The sequence below is a fragment of the Amedibacterium intestinale genome (assembly GCF_010537335.1).
In the GTDB taxonomy this organism is placed as follows: Bacteria; Bacillota_I; Bacilli_A; order Erysipelotrichales; family Erysipelotrichaceae; genus Amedibacterium; species Amedibacterium intestinale.
The window spans coordinates 1,869,543-1,894,382 of sequence record NZ_AP019711.1 but is presented as its reverse complement, the minus strand read 5'-3'; the positions used below and the strand labels follow the sequence as shown (position 1 = coordinate 1,894,382).

At 32.6% G+C, this 24,840-nt stretch carries 22 protein-coding genes and 1 riboswitch; all 22 genes read left to right on the top strand.

Going from position 1 to position 24,840, the window contains the following annotated elements:
- Nucleotides 1–75: 75 nt before the first annotated feature.
- Nucleotides 76–1,431, top strand: coding sequence for an NCS2 family permease (locus tag A9CBEGH2_RS09490; RefSeq protein ID WP_115716313.1), 1,356 nt, complete (start codon nt 76–78; stop codon nt 1,429–1,431).
- 330 nt (nt 1,432–1,761) lie between these two features.
- Complete coding sequence (locus tag A9CBEGH2_RS09485) at nt 1,762–2,955, top strand: AAA family ATPase (protein ID WP_115716314.1); 1,194 nt, start codon at nt 1,762–1,764, stop codon at nt 2,953–2,955.
- Nucleotides 2,956–3,639, top strand: coding sequence for an RloB family protein (locus tag A9CBEGH2_RS09480; protein ID WP_115716315.1), 684 nt, complete (start codon nt 2,956–2,958; stop codon nt 3,637–3,639). It abuts the gene before it with no gap.
- Nucleotides 3,640–3,777: 138 nt separating this feature from the next.
- Nucleotides 3,778–4,446, top strand: coding sequence for a response regulator transcription factor (locus tag A9CBEGH2_RS09475; protein WP_115716316.1), 669 nt, complete (start codon nt 3,778–3,780; stop codon nt 4,444–4,446).
- Entirely contained in the window at nt 4,443–5,396 is a 954-nt protein-coding gene (locus A9CBEGH2_RS09470; protein WP_163104656.1) for a sensor histidine kinase, read from the top strand. The genes A9CBEGH2_RS09475 and A9CBEGH2_RS09470 overlap by 4 nt, the downstream gene beginning before the upstream one ends.
- A gap of 79 nt (nt 5,397–5,475) precedes the next feature.
- Nucleotides 5,476–6,243 (top strand): ABC transporter ATP-binding protein, encoded by a 768-nt coding sequence (locus A9CBEGH2_RS09465; protein ID WP_118277795.1) that lies wholly within the window; start codon nt 5,476–5,478, stop codon nt 6,241–6,243.
- Nucleotides 6,233–8,266: an FtsX-like permease family protein gene (locus tag A9CBEGH2_RS09460; RefSeq protein ID WP_118277794.1), complete on the top strand. Its 2,034-nt coding sequence runs from the start codon at nt 6,233–6,235 to the stop codon at nt 8,264–8,266. Before A9CBEGH2_RS09465 ends, A9CBEGH2_RS09460 begins: the two co-directional genes overlap by 11 nt.
- A gap of 399 nt (nt 8,267–8,665) precedes the next feature.
- On the top strand, nt 8,666–10,588 hold the full coding sequence (gene lysS, locus A9CBEGH2_RS09455; protein ID WP_118277793.1) for a lysine--tRNA ligase: 1,923 nt from the start codon (nt 8,666–8,668) through the stop codon (nt 10,586–10,588).
- Nucleotides 10,589–10,870: 282 nt separating this feature from the next.
- Entirely contained in the window at nt 10,871–12,367 is a 1,497-nt protein-coding gene (locus A9CBEGH2_RS09450; RefSeq protein ID WP_118361099.1) for an RNA/DNA-binding domain-containing protein, read from the top strand.
- A gap of 341 nt (nt 12,368–12,708) precedes the next feature.
- Nucleotides 12,709–13,266 (top strand): RNA polymerase sigma factor, encoded by a 558-nt coding sequence (locus tag A9CBEGH2_RS09445; protein WP_118277791.1) that lies wholly within the window; start codon nt 12,709–12,711, stop codon nt 13,264–13,266.
- The gene (locus tag A9CBEGH2_RS09440) at nt 13,253–13,918 is read left to right on the top strand and encodes a hypothetical protein (RefSeq protein WP_118361097.1); all 666 of its coding nucleotides are present in this window, start codon (nt 13,253–13,255) and stop codon (nt 13,916–13,918) included. The genes A9CBEGH2_RS09445 and A9CBEGH2_RS09440 overlap by 14 nt, the downstream gene beginning before the upstream one ends.
- Nucleotides 13,919–13,940: 22 nt before the next feature.
- Nucleotides 13,941–14,321, top strand: a complete 381-nt coding sequence (locus A9CBEGH2_RS09435) for a hypothetical protein (RefSeq protein WP_115716339.1) — start codon at nt 13,941–13,943, stop codon at nt 14,319–14,321.
- Between the two features lie 414 nt (nt 14,322–14,735).
- Complete coding sequence (locus tag A9CBEGH2_RS09430) at nt 14,736–15,341, top strand: TetR/AcrR family transcriptional regulator (RefSeq protein WP_115716340.1); 606 nt, start codon at nt 14,736–14,738, stop codon at nt 15,339–15,341.
- 171 nt (nt 15,342–15,512) lie between these two features.
- Entirely contained in the window at nt 15,513–15,998 is a 486-nt protein-coding gene (locus A9CBEGH2_RS09425) for a hypothetical protein (RefSeq protein ID WP_115716341.1), read from the top strand.
- Nucleotides 15,999–16,164: 166 nt separating this feature from the next.
- Nucleotides 16,165–17,541, top strand: coding sequence for an MATE family efflux transporter (locus A9CBEGH2_RS09420; RefSeq protein ID WP_115716342.1), 1,377 nt, complete (start codon nt 16,165–16,167; stop codon nt 17,539–17,541).
- A 317-nt stretch (nt 17,542–17,858) separates the two neighbouring features.
- Nucleotides 17,859–19,229 carry an MATE family efflux transporter gene (locus A9CBEGH2_RS09415; RefSeq protein ID WP_199594499.1) on the top strand — a complete coding sequence of 457 codons (1,371 nt, stop codon included), beginning with the start codon at nt 17,859–17,861 and terminating at the stop codon, nt 19,227–19,229.
- A gap of 30 nt (nt 19,230–19,259) precedes the next feature.
- On the top strand, nt 19,260–19,943 hold the full coding sequence (locus A9CBEGH2_RS09410; protein WP_163104654.1) for a carboxymuconolactone decarboxylase family protein: 684 nt from the start codon (nt 19,260–19,262) through the stop codon (nt 19,941–19,943).
- A 30-nt stretch (nt 19,944–19,973) separates the two neighbouring features.
- Nucleotides 19,974–21,011 (top strand): aldo/keto reductase, encoded by a 1,038-nt coding sequence (locus A9CBEGH2_RS09405; RefSeq protein ID WP_163052218.1) that lies wholly within the window; start codon nt 19,974–19,976, stop codon nt 21,009–21,011.
- Between the two features lie 22 nt (nt 21,012–21,033).
- Nucleotides 21,034–21,432, top strand: coding sequence for a cupin domain-containing protein (locus tag A9CBEGH2_RS09400; RefSeq protein ID WP_118276826.1), 399 nt, complete (start codon nt 21,034–21,036; stop codon nt 21,430–21,432).
- 15 nt (nt 21,433–21,447) lie between these two features.
- Nucleotides 21,448–21,930, top strand: a complete 483-nt coding sequence (locus A9CBEGH2_RS09395; protein ID WP_163052217.1) for a flavodoxin — start codon at nt 21,448–21,450, stop codon at nt 21,928–21,930.
- Between the two features lie 180 nt (nt 21,931–22,110).
- Nucleotides 22,111–23,799 (top strand): FAD-dependent oxidoreductase, encoded by a 1,689-nt coding sequence (locus tag A9CBEGH2_RS09390; protein WP_232057276.1) that lies wholly within the window; start codon nt 22,111–22,113, stop codon nt 23,797–23,799.
- Between the two features lie 163 nt (nt 23,800–23,962).
- Complete coding sequence (locus A9CBEGH2_RS09385) at nt 23,963–24,442, top strand: GNAT family N-acetyltransferase (protein ID WP_163052216.1); 480 nt, start codon at nt 23,963–23,965, stop codon at nt 24,440–24,442.
- 194 nt (nt 24,443–24,636) lie between these two features.
- Nucleotides 24,637–24,806, top strand: a riboswitch (cobalamin riboswitch).
- The last annotated feature ends 34 nt before the right edge of the window (nt 24,807–24,840 follow it).

Sequence of the window (24,840 nt, the reverse complement as noted above, 5' to 3'; positions counted from 1 at the left end):
TAAATATTATTTTGAAGAATACAATAATAATGGTATAATTACACCGTTGTTTTTCAACAAAAAGGAAGGTATTGTATGTTAGAAAAAATATTTAAATTAAAAGAAAAGAATACAAATGTTAAAACGGAACTGATTGCCGGTTTAACGACATTTCTTGCCATGGCCTATATTTTAGGTGTTAACCCTGCAATTTTAGGAGATGCAGGAATGGATACACACTCTGTATTCATGGCAACTGCAATTTCTGCGGCATTTGCTTCTGTTGTTATGGGGCTTGTCGCAAATTATCCAGTCGCATTAGCTCCAGGTATGGGAGTAAATGCATTATTTGCTTATACAGTTGTATCAGAGATGGGGTATTCCTGGCAGGCTGCATTAGCTGCGGTATTTGTATCCGGTATTGTCTTTTTGATTATTTCTGTTACAGGAATTCGTAAAATGATTATCAATGCAATTCCTGTACAGTTAAAACTGGCAATTGGTGCTGGTATTGGCTTCTTTATTGCTTTTGTTGGTTTAAAAAATGCAGGTATTATTGTCGCAAGCAGTTCTACATTTGTTGCTTTAGGTAAATTTTCTACACCAACGGTCTTGCTTGCAACCTTTGGAATTTTGATAACAATTTTCCTGGTTATCAAAAAAGTGCCTGCTGGTGTCTTTGTAGGTATGGTCATTACCGCAATTGTAGGATTGATTGCTCATGAAGCATTTGGAGTAAGCGTATTGGATTCAGTAACAAAAGCGGAACTTATGCCTGCTTTACCAGGAAATGCAATTACTACAAATTTTGATATGTCTACACTTGGCGCATTTGCATCAGGGTTTGGTGAATTGTTTGCGAATCCAGGAAAAGCATTCGTAATTATCTTCTCTTTCTTGTTTGTTGATTTCTTTGATACAGCAGGAACGCTAGTTGCGATTGGGAATAAAATTGGTTTAGTTAACGAAAAAGGAGAACTTGAAAATGCAGAACAGGCATTAGTTGCGGATTCTATTGGTACAGTAGCTGGTGCTGTTTTAGGTACTTCTACCGTTACTTCTTTTGTCGAAAGTTCAAGTGGTGTTGGTGTTGGAGGAAGAACAGGATTAACTGCGGTTACTGCAGGGGTATTATTCCTTCTATCAATCTTTATTTCTCCAGTTGTTTTAAGTACAGCGGTAAGTGCCGTTACTGCTCCGGCATTGGTTGTTGTTGGTATTATGATGGTACAGCAGCTAGGTGGAGTAGACTGGAATGACATGGTATTTACGTCAGCTGGATTTGTGACAATCTTAGTTATGATTTTATCTTATTCTATTTCAAATGGAATTGCGTTAGGATTTATTACTTATGCTGTTGCGATGATTGCGGCAGGAAAAATTAAAGAAATTAGCCCAATTATTTGGGTTCTTGTATTGATTTTCGTATTATATTTCGGTTGGCTGATTTAATATATACTTATAAATTTATTTGGGCTTTGACAATGATTTTTTGTCGAAGTCTTTTTCTTTATAAAGAATGAGAAAAGTATATAAATGTTATATAAAATGTAAGTTTTATCTATCTTCAGTTGAATTTATTAAAGCTTGTATCACTAAAATAAGTTCTTATAAATGAAATCTCTAAATCTAATTTTATTTCTGTAATAGCCAACATAAATCAATTATTATGATTGGATAATTATATTTTATTGATAAAATAAATAAAATTGTGAAATTATCACAAAAAAATTGACATAATAATCAAAATCTGAGTATATTATATATGGGAGGTGTTGATATATGTTGGTTCAATTTACTTTAAAAAATTTTCTTTCTTTCAAAAATGAAACAACTATAGATATGACAGCAATTCATGCATATAAAGAGCATGAAAGTAACTTGATTGATATTGGAACAAAGGAAAAGTTCCTGCGAGTAGCGGCAATTTATGGAGCAAATGCAAGTGGTAAATCAAATTTATATTTAGCAATGCTTTATTTTCAAAGAATTATTGCGAATTCATTTAATAATATAGATAGGAACGGAAAAAAGGCAATTGATGAATTTTATTTTCCTTTTTCTTTTGTAAAAGAGAAAAAGAACACAGAATTTGAAATTGTGGAAATCGTTGATGGATTTGAATATAAATATGGATTTGAATATAATGATACATCGATTGTAAGTGAATGGATGTATAGGAAAAGCTTAACTACAAATAGAAACATAATTATTTTTGAAAGAAGTATAGATGAAATTCATTTAGGACCATCCATCAGAAAAGAATGTGAGTTGTATAAAGAACAAATTCCTCAAGATACCTTGGCACTTTCCTTTTTTAATAAATTAATATTAAAAACAGATGTTTTTAGTACAGTGTATTCTGCAATTATGGATACCTTAATTGTTCCTACCGATTTATATGATGATAGTAGTTTATTAAAGCCTGTTTTACCAAAAATCATTGATGAAGAAAAAGGAAAATTGTTAGAGTTCTTAAGAGCAATAGATACAGGCATTGTAGACATTGGTTATAAGAAAAAAGATGATGATGTCTTTTTCTATACAAAACATGTAGGAAAAGACAGAGAAGAATATCCGCTAGCATTGTTTAATGAATCAGAAGGTACAATCCGAAGTATTTTGATTTATATTAACGCAAAAACAGCTATATTAACGAATAAATCCATGTTTGTAGATGAACTTAATGTTAAGTTGCATCCTTTACTTTTAAAATTTATTATCGATTTGTTTTATGATGAAGATTCAACTGCACAGCTGATTTATACAACACACGATACAACTTTAATGGATAAAAAATTTTTTAGGAGAGATCAGATCTGGTTTGTTCAAAAAGATGAATTTGGATACTCTGAACTATCTTCTTTATCTGATTTCAAAGTAAGATCTGATGCATCTTTTGAAAAAGATTATTTAGCTGGTGTGTATGGAGGTATTCCACTTCTTAAAGATTTTGAAATAAAAGAGGATAAGTAAATGGGAACGGATGACTTGTTTAAGAAGAGAAGAGCAGCAAGAAAACAGAGAAAACATGAATACAAAATACCAAAAGCTAATTCATTTTTGATTGTAACAGAAGGAGAGAGGACAGAACCTTTATATTTTGAAGGGATAAAAAAATTGATTTCAGAAAAAATAGGTGGGATGGTTGATGTTGTAGAAATACCATTCATTGATATACAAGGGCAAGGAAGTTCAACAGGAAAACTAATAGAAATTACAGACCAAATTGTAAAAGATGCGAAAGTTTTGTATCAAAATATATGGATTGTATTTGATAAAGATGATTTTACTGATTTTGATGATGCAATAGAAGAAGGAAAAAAGAAAGGTTATTTTATAGCTTGGAGTAATCAGTCATTTGAATACTGGTTATATTTACATTTTTACTATTCTGATGTTGCTTTACATCGTCATGACTGGGTAGAAAAGCTAGATAAAATATTTAAAGAATACCAGCTGGGAGATGGATGTTATAGAAAAAATTACGAGAATATCTATGAACTTGTAAATATGTATGATGGTGTAAAGACGGCAATAAAAAATGCGAAGCGAAGAATGTCTGGATTTAACAGTGAAAGAATTAAACCATCACAATTTGATCCAGGAACACAAGTTTATAAATTGGTAGAATGTCTTTTATCGTATTTGGATGAATAAATGTAAACAAGGAGATGATACATTTCATCTCCTTGTTTACATATCATTTCCTAGGAAATAAAAAGTGACATCTATGTTAGAATCCATCTATTCTTATCATTCTTATAGTATAATAAACGAAAAGAGAGTAGGGAGAATATGGTGAAAGTCGCAATTGTAGAAGATGATAAGGTTATTGCGGAAGAGTTATGCAATTATTTAAAAGAGTGGAATTTTTCTGCAGTATGTATGGATATAGAAAAAGATTTGATAAAACAGCTAGTACAGGAAAAAGCCGATATTATTTTGCTGGATGTACATTTGCCGGGAGTGAATGGTATCAGTTTATGCAGACAGCTTCGTCAGCAGCTAGATACCCCCATTCTATTTATTTCCAGTGACGCAGATCGAATGCAGATGGTAAGTGCCTATGAATATGGCGGAGACGATTATATCGTAAAACCCTTTGATAAAATGGTATTGATTGCGAAACTAAACGCATTGGTACGTAGAATGAAACAAAAAACAGGGGGAGATGTTTTATGCTGCCAAGGGGTAGAACTACATTTGCGTACATGCCAGTTAACCTATCAGGGAAAAGAAATGGAAATTACACGAAATGAATTAAAGATTTTAGAAGTATTAATGTCAAATCCAGGTGTTATTGTATCACGCAGTGATTTGATGATGGCCTTATGGAATAGTGATTGCTATGTTGATGATAATACATTAAGTGTAAATATAGGAAGATTAAGAAAAAAATTGGAGGATATCTTTCAGCTGGATGATTTTATTCATACAAAGAAAGGGATGGGGTACTATATATGAAATTTTTAAAAGATTTGTTTAGTCAAAGCATCATCATCTTTATCTTTTTATGTGTGGAATGGCTAGCCCTTTGGTCTTTTCAAATAGAATCTTCTATCATATCCTATATTTTTTATATGCAGATATTTTTAACAGCATGTTATTTTCTTTGTTTTTACATATATAAAAAAGCACAGTATAAACAACTTTGTGAAATGGATGCGAAACAATTTGTGCAGATAGAAAGTAAATCACTGATGCAGGAAGAAGTAAATCGCATGATGCGTGAAGTATTAGAAAACTATACAAAAAGCAAACAAAAATACCAAAAAGAAAATCAGGATAGAGAACGTTGTTTTGAGGTTTGGATTCATCAGATAAAAACACCGATTTTCGCAATGAAGATGCTGCTGGAATATATAGAAGATGAAAAAAGAAAAAAGCAAATGCGTCAGGAACTTTTTAAGATTGAACGTTATACGCAAATGGCATTAAATGTATTTAAAATGGATGAAGATTATATTATTGAAAAATGTTCGATAGAAAAACTGGTACAGGAAGCAATACGTACTTATACTTTGATGTTTGTGGAAAAGGGTTTGCTTTTAGATTTTGTATGTGATGATTTTGTTGTGTTTACAGATAAAAAATGGTTTGTTTTTGTTTTGGAACAGCTTTTAGATAATGCGATCAAATATACAAAAGAAGGAACGATTCACATACACTGTGACAATAATAAGATTTCTATTCGAGATGAAGGCTGTGGAATTAAAGAGAAAGATTTGAAACAAATCTTGAAAAAAGGCTATACAGGAGAAACAGGAAGAAACAGCAAACAGGCAAGTGGCATGGGACTTTATTTTGTGAAAGAAATATGTGAACGATTGCATGTAAAACTATCTTTTATTTCTCATGAAAAGGGACTGGAAGTTGTTTTAAAGCCTGTAAATGAAGAACTTTTTGATAGATGACATAAATGTAAGATGGATGTCATCTAAAGTTAAGGCAAAATCGAAAAGATTTTTTTATACTGGTAGTGGAGGTGGAAGTATGGCAATTTTAACGTTGGAACATGTTGGAAAACAATATACTTCAAAATGGAAAGGCGGACATACCGTCGCACTTGAAGATGTATCTATGCAGGTAGAAGAAAATGAGTTTGTAGTTATTATGGGAGAAAGTGGCGCAGGAAAAAGTACCCTTTTAAATCTTTTGGCCTGTTTTGATGATGTCAGTGAAGGGGATATTAAGCTGCAGGGGAAAAGTCTAGTATCTATGAAAGAAGAAGAGAAGGCAATGTATCGAAGAGATCATATCGGATTTGTGTTTCAGGATTTTTCTTTGCTGGATTCCTTATCAGTAGAAGATAATATTTTACTTCCTTGTGTCTTGTCTGAAAAAAATATAAAAGAGAAAAAAGACTATATGAATGAATTGTGCACATTGCTGCATATTGATGGACTTCAAAAACGTTTCCCTTATGAATTAAGTGGAGGACAGCAGCAGCGCGTCGCAATCGCACGAGCACTTATCAATCAGCCGGAAATTTTATTGGCAGATGAGCCAAGTGGAGCATTAGATTCGAAAAGTAGTATGCAGCTGTTAGAACAGTTTTGTGAATTGCAGAAAAAAGGACAGTCCATCTTAATGGTAACCCATAGCCCTATGGCGGCATCCTATGGAGATCGTGTTGTCTTTTTGAAAGATGGAAAAATCGTAAATGAAATCTACAAAGGAGAAGATTCTCGTCAAGAATTTTATAATCGACTTGTTCACATGTTGAGTGTGGTAGAAAGCAGGGATCTGCATGAGGATTAAATATTATATAAAGCTGGCATGGAAAGATATTAAAACGCAGCCGGGAATTTATCTTCCTTATGCATTGATGATTTCTATTTGTTTATGTTTTCAATATATTGCAGGTTACATGAATATACATTCTAATTATGAAGTATTAAAAATGGGGAAAACGTTAACTCCGTTTATTTTAGGAATGAGTAATACTATTTTTGTTATTTTTGTTGCAGTATTATTGTGGACATTTTCTATAACTTTACGTAGACAGCAGACCAGAAGACAGGGTTTATATCGAATCCTTGGATTAACTAGAAAAAATCTTTTGATCTTAAATATAGTAGAAACTTTTGGGTTGTGTATTATTTCTTTGTTATTTGGAAGTATATTATGTGCTGTATTCGGACAGCTTTTATTTATGATTGCAGGACGCTTTGCCCAGCAGCAGCTGGTAGATGGATTTGGCATAGATACATTTTTATTGTTAGAATTATGGATTTTTTATATAGGTACTCATCTTCTGATTATGATAAGAGATTCTATCTTTATTACAAAGCATAATCCATTAAAGATGTTAAGAAAAGAAAAAACACAGGAACTTCCCAAAGCAAATTTGTTTTATACAGTTTCTGGAATCGTGTTACTTGCAGCTGCATATATTATTTCTTTACGTGTAGATTATTTGTATACAGCGCTAAATGTATTAATGTGGGCTGTTATCATGGTTATCATAGGTACGTATTTTTTATATAATGGTGCAGTAATTTATTTATTAAGAAAACTGCAAAGCAAAGAGAAAATATATTATCGTTCTAAACATATGTTATCTATTTCTAATTTGTTGTTTCGCTTAAGAAGCTATGCGACATCTATGGCTTCTATTACCATTTTATTATCCATGTTAATTTTAACTTTTTCTATGTGCACTTCTTTATATAGCGGAGTAGAAGATACTGTAAGAAAAGACTTTATGGATTATGAATTTAAACTATATGGTTTATTGGATGGGAATGAAGGTAGAGAAGATGATGAATATAACAATGCTAGGACTTTAAATGAGCAGAAGCTTTCTTCATTGATTAAAAAACATCATTTAACGGTAGAAAAAGATACAAAACTGCGTATTGTACAAACATCAAATACAGTTGCTTTACGTGAGAATACGATGTTCATGGGAGCTGTGTTTGCAAGTGGAGATGATGCAGGAATCTATCAAGAAACTACAGATAAAGTTTTAGGAATTAATGCTTTTGGATTAGATGGATATAATGAACTTGCATCAAAGAAAGAAACTTTAAAGGATGATGAAATTCTCCTTTTAACAAATCAGCCCATTAAAGATGTTAAGGTACGTATGTTGAAAGATGATGGAAGTGAAGAGATCATTCAATTTAAAGTAAAAAGAAAGCCATTAAAACAAGACAGTTCTACAAAAGATGTGATTATGATCGTACCTGATGAGAAAGCTGCTTTGTTTAGTCAATATTTATATGGAGTATATGATGATGAAATCTTAAATACACCGAGCAGTTATTATTATATGTCTTTATCAGGAAGTAAGGCTGATAAACTGGCGCTTGGAAAAGAATTACAAAGTGATAAGTATTATCTGGAGTGTGAAGATTACTATACTACTTTTAATATAACCTTAGCAATGTATGGAAGCTTCTTATTCTTAGGAATCTTATTCTGTATCATTTTTATCTTCTCCATTTTCCTAATTCTTTATTATCGTATGCAGGAAGATTTGTACGAAAATAAAAGACAATTTTCTATTTTGTATCGAATGGGATTGACAAAAAGAGAAATTGCCAGAGAATTTTCACGAGAACAGCGTATCATTATTTTAATGCCGCCTATTTTGGCAGTTGTTCATTGTCTGTTTGCATATCCTTCTTTCCATGAGTTCGCAGCTATCTTTGATTTTGGAGAAGGAAGTTTCTCTATGCGTATTCTTGTATTGTGCTGTTTGTTTGTAATCACAGCGTTTGCTATCTATCACATTATCTTACAAATGGCTTTGCGCAGAAAAATTTTAGTGAAATAAGGAAAAATAATCTTTACTTAAGAGAAAGATACAGTTAAAGATATTGTTTATCTTCACTTATAGCATAATTTTTGTTTGAAAAGTAATTATAAATTGACAAATGTTTTTCGCTTATACTATAATCTATGAGGTAATATGGCTATGAAGAGAAAGTACATAAGGTAAGCATGCGAAGAGAGTCTTGTATAAGCTGGGAAAAGATGATGAGGACCTTATGGAAATAAAGACTTGGAGCTTTCCAACAGGACGTAAGATTCACGTTACGAATCGACTTGGAAAAAGTCACTAAGGTTAACAGAGCAATCTGTTAGCGAATTAGGGTGGTACCACGATGCTCAAGCTCTCGTCCCTATATGGAGGAGGGCTTTTATTTTTGTATAAATAGAAAAGGAGAAGACTATGGAAAAACTGACAGAACAGGAAATCATCCGTCGCCAGAAAATGGAAGAATTAAAAGCGATGGGAATTGATCCATTTGGACACGCCTATGAAAGAACACACAAATCAGGACAAATTCGAGAAGAGTTTGGAGAACTTACAAAAGAAGAATTAGAAGAAAAGAATGTTACAGTAAAAATTGCTGGACGTATTATGACAAAACGTCGCCAGGGGAAAGCTGGATTTATGCACATTCAAGATTTGGATGGAAAAATTCAGATTTATGTACGTAAAGATGTACTTGGTGATGATGCGTATGAAGTATTCAAAAAATCAGATTTAGGAGATATTGTAGGTATTGAAGGAAAAGTCATGAAAACAAATCATGGAGAACTTTCTGTTAAGGCTGAAGTTTATACACACTTAACAAAAGCACTTCGTCCTTTACCTGAAAAATTCCATGGATTAACAGACAAGGAAGAACGTTTCCGTCGTCGTTATGTTGACTTGATTATGAATGAAGAAGCAAAACGTATTGCGATTACTCGTCCACGTATCATTCGTGCTATTCAGCATTATCTTGACAGCAAAGGAATGGTAGAAGTGGAAACTCCAGTACTTCAGCCAATTTTAGGAGGAGCTGCTGCACGTCCATTTATTACACATCACAATACGTTAAATATGCCTTTCTATTTGCGTATCGCAACAGAACTTCCATTGAAACGTTTGATTGTTGGTGGATTAGAAGGTGTTTACGAAATTGGACGTTTATTCCGTAATGAAGGAATGGATGCTACACATAACCCTGAATTTACAACTGTAGAAGCTTATATGGCATATTCTGATTTAGAAGGTATGATGGATCTTATTGAAGGTCTTGTAGAATATGTAGCAAATGAAGTTTGTGGTACTACAGAAATTGAATATCAAGGAAAACAGATTTCTTTAAAAGCACCATTTAAACGTTTGCATATGGTAGATGCTATCAAAGATGCATGCGGTGTTGATTTCTGGAAAGAAATGAGCTATGCAGAAGCTTGTGCATTAGCAAAAGAACATGGCATTGAAGTTGAAAAGAAACATAACAGTGTAGGACACATTGTAAACTTATTCTTTGAAAAATATGTAGAAGAAACTTTGATTCAGCCTACCTATTTATATGGACACCCAGTGGAAATTTCTCCATTGGCTAAGAAAAGCGAAAGAGATCCTCGCTACACAGATCGTTATGAATTGTTTATCAATGGAAAAGAATATGCAAATGCATTCTCTGAATTAAATGATCCAATCGACCAGAGAGAACGTTTTGAAAACCAGTTGAAACTTCGTGATCTTGGAGATGATGAAGCAAATGAAATGGATGTAGATTATGTAGAAGCTCTTGAATACGGACTTCCTCCTACTGGTGGAGTTGGTATGGGTATCGACCGTTTGGTAATGTTATTGACTAATCAGGATACAATTCGTGAAGTATTGTTATTCCCTCATATGAAACTAGTCGATGGAAACAAATCTAAAAAAGCAGAAAAACCTGTAGAAAAAACAGTAGAAGCTACAACAGAAAAAGTTGATTTCTCAAATGTAAAAATTGAACCATTGTTTGAAGAAATGGTAGACTTCGAAACATTTGCGAAATCTGATTATCGTGCAGTTAAGATTAAAGCATGTGAAGCAGTACCAAAAAGTAAAAAACTGTTAAAATTCACATTAGATGATGGTACAGGAGTTGATCGTGTAATTCTAAGTGGAATTCATGAATACTATGAACCAGAAGAACTTGTAGGAAAAACAGCAATCGCAATCGTAAATCTTCCACCACGTAAGATGATGGGAATCGATTCATGTGGAATGCTGATTTCAGCAGTACATGAAGAAGATGGAAGAGAAGGATTAAACCTATTGATGGTTGATGATCGTATTCCTGCAGGTGCTAAACTATACTAATACACTTAAAAAAGCTCATTATAATGCGTTATAATGGGCTTTTTAACAGTTTTAGAAATACGTATTTTAAATTTATATTTTGTTGTTAAAGGAAAATAAAAAAGATAATTGAATGATAATAAATGTTGGTAAATTTAATACAAGCGGTGACAAAATGCTCATATTAAAATATGAATGTTGAATAAAAGCTGAATACATATTTGATTTATTAATAGCTAATTAGTATAATGAAGTCGTGAGTTAGTCGTGAGTTAGTCGTGAGTTAGAAAAGGAGGATTTTATATGGCCATACCGGTTTCTATTGAAAAATTGTTAAATGAAAACATTGTTGAATGGGCAAGAATCGAATTTAAAGAAGGATGGAATCCAGACAGTACACTTAAAACTATTAGTGCGTTTGCAAATGATATAGATAATTGGGGTGGAGGATATATAGTAATTGGTGTAAAAGAGGAAAATGGTAAAATACTAAAACCAATTACTGGATTAAATGAAGAATCAGTTGATCATATTCAAAAAGAAATCCTTAAGTATTGCAAGTATTTAAAACCAAATTATGTACCTCAAAGTGAACCGGTATATTATGAAGGGAAAATGGTGTTACTGATATGGTGTCCTGGAGGGTATGAAAGACCTTATCAATGTCCTAAGAGACCAACATCTAAAAACTCTGAAAAAGCATATTATATAAGAAAGTTATCAAGCACAATTGAAGCGACAGATTTAGATGTTAAAGAATTAATAGCTTTGACTCATAATATCCCTTTTGATGATCGTGTAAATATTAAATCTGAACTAACGGACTTAAAATATCCTATTATTAGGAACTATTTAGAAACAGTAAACAGTAACTTATTGAATACTTTAGAACATAAGAGACTTGAAGATTTAGCAAAAGATTTAAGAATTGCTGATGGACCTAAAGAATATTTTAAACCTTTAAATGTAGGACTGTTATTTTTCAATGATAATCCAGAGACTTTTTTTCCATACAGTAGAATAGAGTTAGTCAATATCCCTGATCCAACAGGTCAAGGGATGGAGGAACGTATTTTTACTGGTCCAATAGATCAACAATTAAGAGATGTATTAAGTTATTTAAAGAATAATGTGATCGCAGAAAAAATATTTAAACTTAATGGTCAAGCTGAAGCAATTCGAGTAAAAAACTACAGTTATGAAGCACTTGAAGAATTTATTTCAAATGCAATTTATCATAAGTCGTATCAGCTATATGAGCCAATCACGATTCGAATTGAGAAAGAGCAAATAGAAATAACAAGTATTCCAGGTCCAGATAGGTCAATTAGTGATCGAGATATTTCGAATTATAATATGAGGACAAGGAGATATCGTAACAGAAGAATTGGAGATTTTCTAAAAGAGTTACATTTAGTTGAAGGAAGAAATACGGGAATTCCTACAGCAATCAAAAGTATTAAAGGAAATGGATCTCCTATGCCGAAATTATTGACGGATAAAGAGAGAACTTTCTTTTCGGTAATTATGCCAATTCATGAAAGTTTTAAACAGAATGGAAATATGAATATTCAAGAAAAAAAGGGTAGAAGAACAAAAAATGAAATAAAAGTGCTAATATTGGAAGTGTTAGAGGAGAAGGATTTGTCAGCTACTAGCATTTATAGAAAACTTGGATATTCAGGAAATCTTTCAAAAACATTTAGAAAATGTATAGAAGAATTAGTGTTAGATTCTAAAATAAAGTATCTTGAAGAAAATATCAACGCATCAAATAACTTGCTTACAAAAATAAAATAATAACTGTCAAAAATATGTCAATCTTCTAGGTAGTTTAAAAATAGGTATACAAAAATATGATAGATAGGAAATATATTAAATGTAGTTATAATTCTAAATGGTTAAGCATTTTCAACCACATATGAAATTAATTTGAAAACAAACCTAAAAAAGCTCATTATAATGCGTTATAATGGGCTTTTTTTGCGCTAATTCTACAATGTCTATGTTATTGTAAATATAATTAGTATACAATTTAATATCTTATATTAAAAAAATTTAAATCAGGTGTGAGAAAAATAAATCTAATTCGTTTAATAATTGAAAGAACTTAGATAATCTTTCAGAAAGGGGAAATATCAGTGGATAATGGTGCAGGTAGCTACCGCCGTTTCCTTGATGGAGATGATGACGGGATTGTTGAAATCGTTAGGGATTACAAAGATGGTCTTATTTTCTATATAAATAGTTATGTAAATAATATTCATATCGCGGAAGAGTTAACGGAAGATACTTTTTTCAAACTGATAGTGAAAAAACCAAAATATAGATACCAGTATTCTTTTAAGGCATGGCTATATACAATTGGAAGAAATGTTTCATTAGATTATTTGCGAAAGAATTCAAGAATCTTAGATAAACCAGCAGATGATTACTACAATTATGTTCAAGATGAAATTAATCTGGAAAAAGAATATTTTAAAGAGGAAAGAAAGATATTGGTACGTCATACCATTGATAGGTTGAAACCAGAGTACAGACAGGTCTTATATCTGGTTTATTTTGAAGGTTTTACAAATGAAGAAACCGCAAAGATAACAAAGAAAAACAAGCATCAAATAGAGACGCTTGTATATCGTGCAAAGCAATCCCTTAAATCAAAACTTGAAAAGGAGGGTTTTACTTATGAAGAGTTATGAAGAAATGGCAAGCAGTTTACTACAAAGAAGAGATGCTTATTATAATAAAAGGAAAAAACGTATGAAATATTCATTAACAGTTGCGGGGAGTTGTTGCCTGATCTTGCTTGTATGTTTTGGCTTGTGGCATGGATTCAAGCCTGATGCAGAAATCTCAAAAACTGCAAACATTGAACTTAACATTAATGAAAAAGATACAGCGAATCTTACAGTTACTGATGCTAATATGGATCTTGCAAAGGTTGATGCTGATATTGAAACAGTTAAACTAGATGATATAGTAGATAGATTTGTATTTCTAAAAGAACTCGAAGTTCCAAAAGAATATCAAAATATTGAAAGTTATAACGTCTTTGTCAAGAATCCAGCAACAAATATCTATGATCAATTACACGATTATGTATTCGTATATCAAAAAGATAAAAATCATCGTATTACTTTAACTTTCTCAGAATTAGAAAAGCCGTTACGAGATGTTTATTTTGATGATAATGCAAAAGAATCTAAGATCGACAATACCCCCCTTACAATATTTAAATGGGACGATGCTTATTTAACTACATTCAAATATAACAATATATTTTTTGATATAGAAACAAAAGGTATAACTGAAAATGAACTTATTACTTTATTACAATCAATCATTAAATAAAAACTAAGAAAGGATGGTTATTATGAAAAAAATAGTTTCTGTTCTGATTATATGTGTTGTTTCATTGAGTTTAATTGGTTGTTCTGAAAAATATAAAATGGAGGGAAATATATCTTCAGAATCGCAGATAGAAAAGCAAGAGAATAATGATATTGTGAAAATAGTCTATAATCAACTTAATAAAGAAATGAAGGAAGAAATAAACATTGTTAATGGAAAAACAACAATTAATAAAATTGTTTTAGAAGAAGATATGGGTGATATATTTGATGAGTCATTTATTGGAAAAGAAGTATATATTGTTGAATTTACTATAAAGGATGAAAAAGTAGTACCTAACAATAGAATTGTCTATGTCACACCTGATGAATACAAAGTTATTGGATATGGATGTGTTGATTAATTCATATTGAAATGTATAGAATTTAAAAAAGCTTTTGTATTCGTAAAATAATATGTTTTCTTAAATACACATAGAATATAAATAAAAAGAAAAGAGATTCTTGAATATGGAATTTCACCTATTGATGGTTGATGATTGTATTCCTACAGGTGCTAAACTATATTGATAAACTTAAAAAAGCTCATTATAATGCGTTGTAGTGGGCTTGTTTTAAGATTTAACAGTTTAAATTTTTAATAAGAACAAGATGTAGTGATGTCTTTATTTCAAACAATAAAAATTTATTTAAAGATAATTAAATAAAACTAAAAAAAGATTATGATACAAGTAGAATTCAACATATTGTAACAGCAGATAATCAATGTTAAAATAAGTATAAATAAAGAGAAATGTTTTTATTGCTGGAGGTTAGCTATGCCTAAAGTTTCCTATTCAGATAAAGAAAGAGAATATATTCGACAATCCTTACTGGAAACAGGACTGCAGTTTATCGCAAAACAGGGCGTGCAGCATACAACAATCGAACAAATATATAAAAAAGTTGGTATTTCTAGAACTTTCTTTTATACTTTCTTTTCTTCAAAAGAAGATTTAGTGGTAGAAAGTTTATATTTTCAACAACCAAAAATTCTTGAATATATTACAACCTTGGTAAATGACAATTCCCTTAGTTGGAGAGAAGCACTCACAACTTTTCTAGAAACATGTTGTTATGGAAATGGAATCGTTGTTCTAACGATTGAAGAACAGCAGATGATCTTTAAGCGTTTATCTTCTGAAAGTTATGCTTTGTTTAGAAGAAAACAGGAACATCTTTTTGAAGATATCCTTCGATATTTTGGGATAAAACCAAGCAAAGAGAGAGTTCAATTGTTTATTAATCTTAGCTTAATGCTGATTATATTTCAAAAAGCAATACCGACATCTTTACCTTTGCTTATTCCAGAAGCAGCGAAGGAAACCGTTGATTTTCAAATTAAGACGATTGTAAATTATCTAGAATCAATGAAACAACAATAAGATAGCCTGCAGACTTGTTAGATTATATAGTTTAAATTTAATAAGCACAAATTTTAAATTTTGTTTTTATTTATATGAAAATGAATAAAGATAAATGGAAGGAGATGAAGAAAGATTTTGATGACAGTATTCATTTTTATATAGTATGAAATAAAAACTAGGAGGTCATGTATGGGTTTATTTAATCATTTATTTAAAGGTCCACAAGTAGATATGGAAAAAAGTAATGCTAATGCAAGAAAAATGAGAGAACTGTTTAATTCTAGAGTAGAAAATGGAGATGACTATAAGATTATTTTTGGTTATAGCGAGGATGTAGGTCGCTTTAATTATGGGTTTGTGCATGGCAGTAAAACAAAAATAGGAAATTTAATTGTTGGATGGAAAGAAGAAGATGTAACGATTGTAGTCGTACCAACGATACCTGATTTATCAGAATGTGGAGAACCTACGTATTATCGTAGAAATGAAATACTGAAGGCATATAGAAACAAATATCCAACAGATGCTTTTATTATTTATCCAGATAAGAAAAGTTATATTGGAATTAATGCCTATGACTGGCTAGATGATGAAAAATTATATGTCTATGTTTCTCAAGAGAAAGAGTTGGAAGAATTTACAGATTTCTTTAAACAGAAATTTTCTACAAAATAAGTATATGTAAAAAGGTGTAACTTAAAAAAGAAGCTACACCTTTTTGATGCTTTAATTTTTATAGAAGTATAGTTTTCAGTTAATTTATATGGAAATAAGATGTTTGTTTAAAATATTTTTTTGATATTTATAAAGTGTTATAATATGGATTCGTGGAGGTATTTTTATGCAAGAATCTGATTTAAAATTATTACATGAGAAAGTTCCAAAACTGCTTATTTCTTTGGCTTTGCCAATGATATTGGCACAAATGGTAAATGCCTTGTATAACATTGTTGATCGAATCTATATTTCCTATATCCCTAATATTGGTACAACCGCATTAACAGGTGTTGGGATTTGCTTTCCCATTTTAATGCTGATTAGCGCATTTTCAGCTTTGCTTGGACAGGGAGGAGCACCTCTTGCTTCTATTCGATTGGGTGCTAAAAAAGAAAAAGAGGCACAAAAAATTGTGGGAAATTGTTTCTTTTCATTAACAGTCTGTGCAATTCTGTTAACACTTATCTTTTATATGTTTTCCAAACCGATTTTATTTGCATTTGGAGCTAGTAATGACACGATAGGATATGCACAAAGCTATTTAAATATATACTTAATTGGTACAATTTTTGTACAGTATTCTTTAGGATTAAATCCATTTATTAATGCACAGGGAAAAACAAAGATTGGGATGGCTACAGTCGCAATCGGTGCAATTCTAAATTTATTATTAGATCCTCTTTTTATCTTTGTGTTTCATTTGGGTGTAAGAGGAGCAGCCTTGGCAACAGTTATATCACAAGGAGTATCTGCTTTATGGGTCATTCGTTATTTAACAAGTGAAAAATCAAAGTTGCGAATCACAAGAGAAGATTTCAGGTTTGATAAAAGAATTTTCTGGATGGTAATTTCTTTAGGAATTTCTCCTTTTATCATGAATTCAACAGATAGTTTGGTAACTACTGTGTTCAATATTCAATTAAGTACCATGGGAGGAGATTTATATGTAGGGGCAATGGTGGTGTTATCGAGTGTCATGCAGCTTATTTTAATGCCTTTAAATGGTTTGAATAATGGAGCACAGCCAATTATTAGTTATAACTATGGTGCAGGGGTATACAGCAGAGTAAGACAGGCTGTAAAAACATCTTTTATGATTAATATGAGTTTTACGATTCTGATGTGCTTGCTTTGCGTATTTCTTCCTCAGTTATTGTATACATGGTTTACACCTGATGAACAGTTGAGAACAATCTTAGCGCAGGTCATGCCGCTTTATTATTTTGGAATTTTTATGTTTGGAGCACAGTCATCTTTACAAAATGCATTTTTATCTTTAGGACAGGCAAAAGTTTCTTTAGTACTTGCCTTGTTAAGAAAAGTGATTCTTCTTATTCCATTAATCTATATAATACCGGCAGTAACAAATAGTGGGGTAAATGGAGTATTTTGTGCAGAAGGAATAGCAGATATTTTGGCAGGAACTACGACAACGATTTGTTTTCTAATAATTGGTAAAAAACTATTAAACAAGCCTGATAAAAGACAAAGTAAGGGGTAATAATACTTTGATTTATTAACGAATGAAGATAATAGAACTTTATTTTAGTTATCGAAAAATAGCGATAATGAGATATATAAATCGATATTCAACAAAAGGTGTAACTTAAAGAATATACACCTTTTTATTATGTGTAATAATAGATGCAGAGAATTAGAAATGATGTATTTTATACAAATTAGATAGAAAAATGGAATGTATCGACTTCATGCTTAATAAGCATAAGGTTATATAAATAATAGGTATTAGACATACAGTGTCTTACTTTTTATAATAGAAGTGAATTAAAGATTAGAAATGAAGTAAGGAAAGTGATTATGAAAAGTGATAGTATAGTAATAGAAAATAAAGAAAAGAGAATGTTTTTTACAAATGAAACACTGCGTGCCATGATCATACCATTGTTTCTAGAACAGCTTCTTGTGATGCTGGTAGGACTGGCAGATACTTTTGTGGTAAGTTTTGTAGGAGAAGCTGCAGTATCTGGAGTATCACTGGTAAATTCGTTTAATACGATTTTTATATATTTATTTACAGCACTGGCATCTGGAGGAGCCGTTGTTGTTAGTCAGTATATAGGAAGAAAATGGCATACAAAGGCAAAGGAAGGAATTAGTCAGCTGCTTATGATTTCTGTTTTATTTTCGCTGTTTCTTTCTTTATGTATCTTGCCTTTTGGCAAGTCATTGTTACAGCTATTGTTTGGTCGTGTAGAAAGCAGTGTTATGGATGCATGCATTACCTATTTACGAATATCGGTATTTTCCTATCCTGCATTAGCTGTTTATAATGCAGGGGCTACCTTGTATCGAAGCATTGGAAAAACAAAGACAACGATGCATATTTCTATTTTATCCAATATCATTAATGTGATTGGAAACATCATTGGTGTATTTGTACTTCGTGCTGGAGTTGCAGGTGTTGCTTATCCTTCTTTGCTTGCACGCAGTTTCTCTGCCGTTGTCATTACCGTTTTATGTTTCAAAGAACATGATGGAATACGATATGATAAAAAATATATTTTTAAATGGGATAAAGAAATGCTGTCTCGTATTTTAAGAGTTGCGATTCCTAATGGCATAGAAAGTGGTATCTTTCAATTTGTAAAAGTAGCGCTTAGCAGCGTGATTGCATTGTTTGGTACATATCAGATTGCCGCCAATGGAATTGCGCAAAGCATATGGAGTGTTGCGGCTTTGGTTGGTGTTACGATGGGACCTGTATATATTACGGTTATTGGACAGTGCATGGGTTCAAAAGATATACAGCAGGCAGTTTACTTTTTAAAAAAACTAACAAAGATTACAGTTGTTTTTTCAATAGTATGGAATTTACTAGTTTTTGCCATTACACCATTTATGATAAATTTCTTTTCTGTCGGTGAAGAGACAAAACATTTGGTAATTCTTTTAGTTCTTGTACATAATATATGCAATGCCCTTGCCTACCCTTTTGCCGATCCATTTGGAAAAGGGTTAAGAGCTGCGGGTGATGTAAAATATACTATGTATATCTCGTTAGGAACGACCATCGGTGTACGTTTGATTCTTTCTTATTTATTTGGAATCATGCTTCATATGGGTGTAATGGGAATTGCGTATGCGATGTGTTTAGACTGGATAAGCAGAGGTCTTATATTTTATCTAAGGTTTCGATCAGGTAAATGGAAAGAATTTACCTTGATTTAAATAAGAATAGCAGAAAGGATGGAAGAAAACATGAAATTTTATGAAACAGATGCAGAATTTATGGAGAGATTTCAATATTTTGTAGAAGAGGAAGTGGAAAAGAAGCTGGATAAGGATGTAGATGAAAAAACAAAAAGTTTAGCAATCCTGGCGGCTTTGTTAGGTTCACAGTCGCTTGCGTTATTTAAAGAAAAGGTTTTAGAATATGTTACAGAAACATTGACACCGGTAGAAATAAAAGAACTCGTTTATCAGGCAGTTGATTATGCAGGTTTTGGGAAAGTATATCCATTTTTACAAGCGGTGAATGAAGCTTTCCAGGAAAAAGAAATTGCACTTCCATTAGAAATACAAAGTACGACAACACTTAAAAATCGTTTAGAAAAAGGAGAAGCTGCACAGGTAGAAATCTTTGGGGCACATATGAAGGATGCATGGAAAAGCAGCACGATCAATTATTATTTAGCTTCCAATTGTTTTGGGGATTATTATACAAGAACTGGACTGAATCTAAAACAAAGAGAAATTGTTACATTTTGTATTTTGATGGCACAAGGGGGATGTGAACCACAGGTCATTGCCCATGCGAAAGGGAATATGAATCTTGGAAATGATGCACAGTTTTTAGAAAATATCGTATTGGAATGTTTGCCTTATATTGGTTATCCTAGAAGTTTAAATGCTCTTTCCTGTGTAAACAAAGCAAAAGAGTAGTTATTTTCGTAAGAAAGGCAGGGAATAAAAATGCAATATGTCAGACTTGGTAATTCAGATTTAATGGTATCTCGTATTTGTATGGGATGTATGGGATTTGGAGATGCGCAAAACGGCCAGCATACATGGACCTTGGATGAAGCACATTCTCGTGAAATTATTAAGCGAGGATTAGAATTAGGTGTAAACTTTTTTGATACTGCCATTGCCTATCAAAGTGGTACAAGTGAGCGCTACCTTGGACGTGCACTTCGTGACTTTGCGAAAAGAGAAGATGTCGTTGTTGCGACAAAATTTCTTCCAAGAACACAGGAAGAAATTGATATGGGGATTACAGGGCAGCAGCATATAGAAAGAATGTTAAACAAAAGTCTTGAAAATTTAGGAATGGATTATGTAGATTTATATATTTATCATATGTGGGATTATCAAACACCGCTTTATGATATTATGGAAGGATTAAATGAAATGGTAAAAGCAGGGAAAGTACGCTATATTGGAATTTCCAACTGCTATGCTTATCAGCTTGCACAGGCAAATGCACTTGCGGATAAATATGGATTTGCGAAGTTTATTTCTATTCAGGGACATTATAATTTGTTATTTCGTGAAGAAGAAAGAGAAATGGCAAAAATATGTGCGCAGGATAATATTGCCATGACTCCTTACAGTGCTTTAGCTGGAGGAAGACTTTCAAAACATCCTGGGGAAACTTCAAAACGTCTAGTGGAAGACAGCTATGCGAAATTAAAATATGATGCCAGTGCAAAACAAGATCAAATCATAATCGATCGAGTGAGTGAATTGGCAGATAAATATAAGGTAAGCATGAGTGAAATATCTCTTGCATGGCTTCTTACAAAAGTAGAATCTCCAGTTGTAGGAAGCACCAAATTATCACACATTGAAGGGGCTGCAAAAGCGGTTGATTTGAAATTAAGTGAAGAAGATATTGCGTATTTGGAAGAATGTTATGTACCTCATCCATTAGTAGGTGTGATGGCACAAAATACACAGGAAACTTCTAAAAGTAAACATGTATGGTCAACAGGAAATCAGAAAATATAGAAAAGAGAAAGGAGAAAACAAAATGAAAGACAGAGAAGATCAGATTTTTGAAAGTGGAGAGAAAAACGATGCATTTGCACAGTATTTTGTTGGGCAAAGTTATTTAAACATGTTAACAACATCTCCTGTTGGAGTCGCAAATGTTACGTTTGAACCTTCTTGTAGAAACAACTGGCACATTCATCATAAAGGTGGACAGATTTTATTAGTAACTGCGGGAAAAGGATATTATCAGGAATGGGGAAAACCTGCTCAGGAACTTCATCCTGGAGATGTTGTAAATATTCCACCTGAAGTAAAACATTGGCATGGTGCTGCCAAAGATAGCTGGTTTAGCCATCTTGCGATTGAAGTTCCAGCAGATGGAGCATCCAATGAATGGTGTGAAGCGCTAAGTGATGAAGAATATAATGCTTTATAGGGAAGGAGAAGTCTTATGAAATCTTTAGTTGCATATTTTTCCTGCAGTGGAACTACAGAAAAAGCCGCAAAGTTGATTGCGGATACACTACATGCAGATTTATATGAAATTAAACCGAAAGAACCTTATACTTCTGCAGATTTAAACTGGATGGACAGCTCCTCAAGAAGCAGTGTAGAAATGAAGGATAAGTCCTCTCGACCTGCAATTGGTAATAAAGTAGAAAACATGGAAGCCTATGATGTTATTTATCTTGGTTTTCCAATTTGGTGGTATATTGCGCCAACGATTATCAATACTTTTTTAGAAAGTTATGATTTTAAAGGAAAAACAATTGTTCCATTTGCGACTTCGGGAGGAAGTGGAGCAGGAAAAACAGATATGTATTTACATGCAAGCTGCAGTGAAGAAGTAAACTGGAAATCCACTACAATGTTGAATGGAAATGTTACAAAAGAGAAAATAAAGAAATGGCTGGATAACATGCATATATCTTAAATAAGAGTAAAAAGCATAGTTTTGTAAATAAGAAGTGAAGCTATGCTTTTTTTATACATTAAATAGCAGAAAGCAAGTAACAGGATATTATGATTTATATTTCTTAGAAAGTAAAATGCTTGACACCATTGCCTGGATATCATTAAGATAGAAATAGATATATACTTAGGAGGAATTAAGATGAAATATGTAATTGTAGGAGGCGTTGCAGGAGGTGCCAGCAGCGCTGCACGTTTAAGACGTCTTGATGAGAAAGCAGAAATAATCATGTTTGAAAAAGGACCTCATGTATCTTTTTCCAATTGCTGTTTGCCTTATCGTTTAAGTGAAACGATTGGAAAAACAGAATCACTCGTGTTAATGAATCCAGTACAGTTTGCAAAGCAGTATAATATTCAGGCACGTACATCCAGTGAAGTTTTATCGATTGATAGAGATTTAAAAAAAGTAAAAGTAAGAAATCTTGAGAATGGACAGGAATATGAAGAAACTTATGATAAGCTGATTTTATCTCCTGGTGGAAATGCCATTGTTCCACCAATTAAAGGCATTGAAAATGCGAATACGTTTATTGTGAAAAATGTTGTCGATATCGCAAAATTATATCATTTCTTAAAAGAAAATAATGTAAAGAAAGTTTCTGTGCTTGGTGGAGGATTCATCGGTGTAGAAGTTGCGGAAAATCTGATTGAAGCCGGATATGAAGTTTCTCTGGTAGAGGCAATGCCTCAAATTTTGCGTACATATGATTATGATATGGTGCAAATTTTACATAAAGAAATGCTGGATAAAGGAGTACAGCTGATTGTTGGAGATAAGACAGTCGAATTTAAAGATTCTAATATGATACTTGCCTCTGGAAAAGTTGTTGAAGGGGAAGCGGTTGTTATGGCTGTTGGTGTTGCACCGGATTCTTTCTTGGCAAAACAGGCAGGCCTGGATCTAAATGCGCGTGGCGCAATTAAAGTAGATGCAAATTATCGTACAAGTGATCCAGATATTTATGCAGTTGGAGATGCCATTGAAGTATACAATGCATTAACGCATAAACCTTTCCAGCTGGCATTGGCAGGGCCTGCACAAAAACAGGCAAGAGCAGCTGCAGATCATATTTATGGACGTCCTGTACGCAATAGCGGATATATTGGTTCCAGCTGTATCAAAGTGTTTGATTATAATGCGGCAAGCACAGGACTTACAGCTGCACAATGTGAAGCAGAAGAGATTTCCTATGATATTGCCTATGTGATTCCACAGGATAAAGTAGGAATTATGCCGGAAAGTTATCCGCTTCACTATAAACTGATTTATGAAGTGCCAACCGGAAAAGTTTTAGGAGCACAGGCGATTTCCAAAGGAGATGCCGCAAAACGTATTGATATCGTAGCGACATTACTGAAATTTGGAGGAACTGTGGATGATTTAAGAGATTTGGAACTATGTTATGCACCTCCATTCTCAACTGCTAAAGATGCCGGAAACTATGCAGGTTTAGTTGCAGGAAACTTGTTGCAGAAGACATATCGTCAGGTACGTGTAGACGAAGTCAGAGGACTGGTAGAATCAAATGCATATATCATTGATGTAAGAGAAGAACATGAATTTGCAAAAGGACATCTTAAAACAGCTGTGAATATTCCATTAAGTCAAATTAGAGATCGCTTGGATGAAATTCCAACAGATCGTCCAGTGTATCTTCATTGTAGAAGTGCACAAAGAAGCTATAATGCCACATTGGCTTTACAGGGACATGGATTTCAGAATATCTATAATATTTCAGGAAGTTTCTTAGGAATATGCCTGTATGAATATTATAATGATGTTGTACAAAATCGTGAGCCTATCGTTACAGCATACAATTTCAACTAATGATCAAGAAAGACAATGAGATTCTTTATTTGAGGATTTCCTTGTCTTTTTTACATATGAGGTTTTTAAGTAGTAAAGAGATAGAAAAAAAGTTGCATCTAAAATAGAAAGTGCTATATTTAAAGTTACAGAAAGATAAATTAGCGTTTGAGAGGTTAATGATATGGATATGAACTTACATTTTAGATATGCACAGCGTAAAGATGTTTCCTTGATTTTAAGATTTATTCAAGAACTTGCAGAGTATGAGAAAATGTTAAATGAAGTAGTTTGCGATGAAGAAACTCTTGAGGAGTGGATTTTTGATAAAGAAAAAGCAGAAGTGATTTTTGCTTGTCTGGGTGATAAAGAGATTGGTTTTGCACTATTTTTTCATAACTTTTCTACTTTTTTAGGTAGAGCAGGCTTGTATCTTGAAGATTTATATGTTTCTCCAGAATATAGAGGAAATGGATATGGGAAAGCAATATTAAAGAAACTTGCAGCTATTGCTGTTGAACGAAAATGTGGTCGCTTGGAATGGTGGTGTCTTGATTGGAATAAGTCAAGTATTGATTTTTACTTATCATTGGGTGCAGAACCTATGTCCGATTGGACGGTATATAGAATTGCTGGTGAAACATTAAATAAACTTGCGAAGTAAAAAACTTCAGTTTGACCTTCTTATATTAGGAATAAGACGAATCATGTGTATTATGCTCAAGAATTTGAAGATGAAGTATAATTTTTATCATAATAAAAAAGGAATTCTTGAAAATCTACTCTAAATACCCTACTATGTATAGGGAGGCTGTTTTATAGATTCATAAGGTTTACGTATGAAGATAAAGAATATACAATCAAATACATACAAAATGGTGTAGTAATACTTAATAGGGAATAAAGATAAGCTTTAGCTGCCCCAGCAACCGTGATGTGGACAATGATCGAATACCACTGTAGAAATATGGGAAGGTGATCAAAGGATGAAACGAAGCCGGTAGACCTGCCTTTTGTATACACTTTTTCTTCTGGGCTCAAGAAAAAAGGAATTCCTTTTTG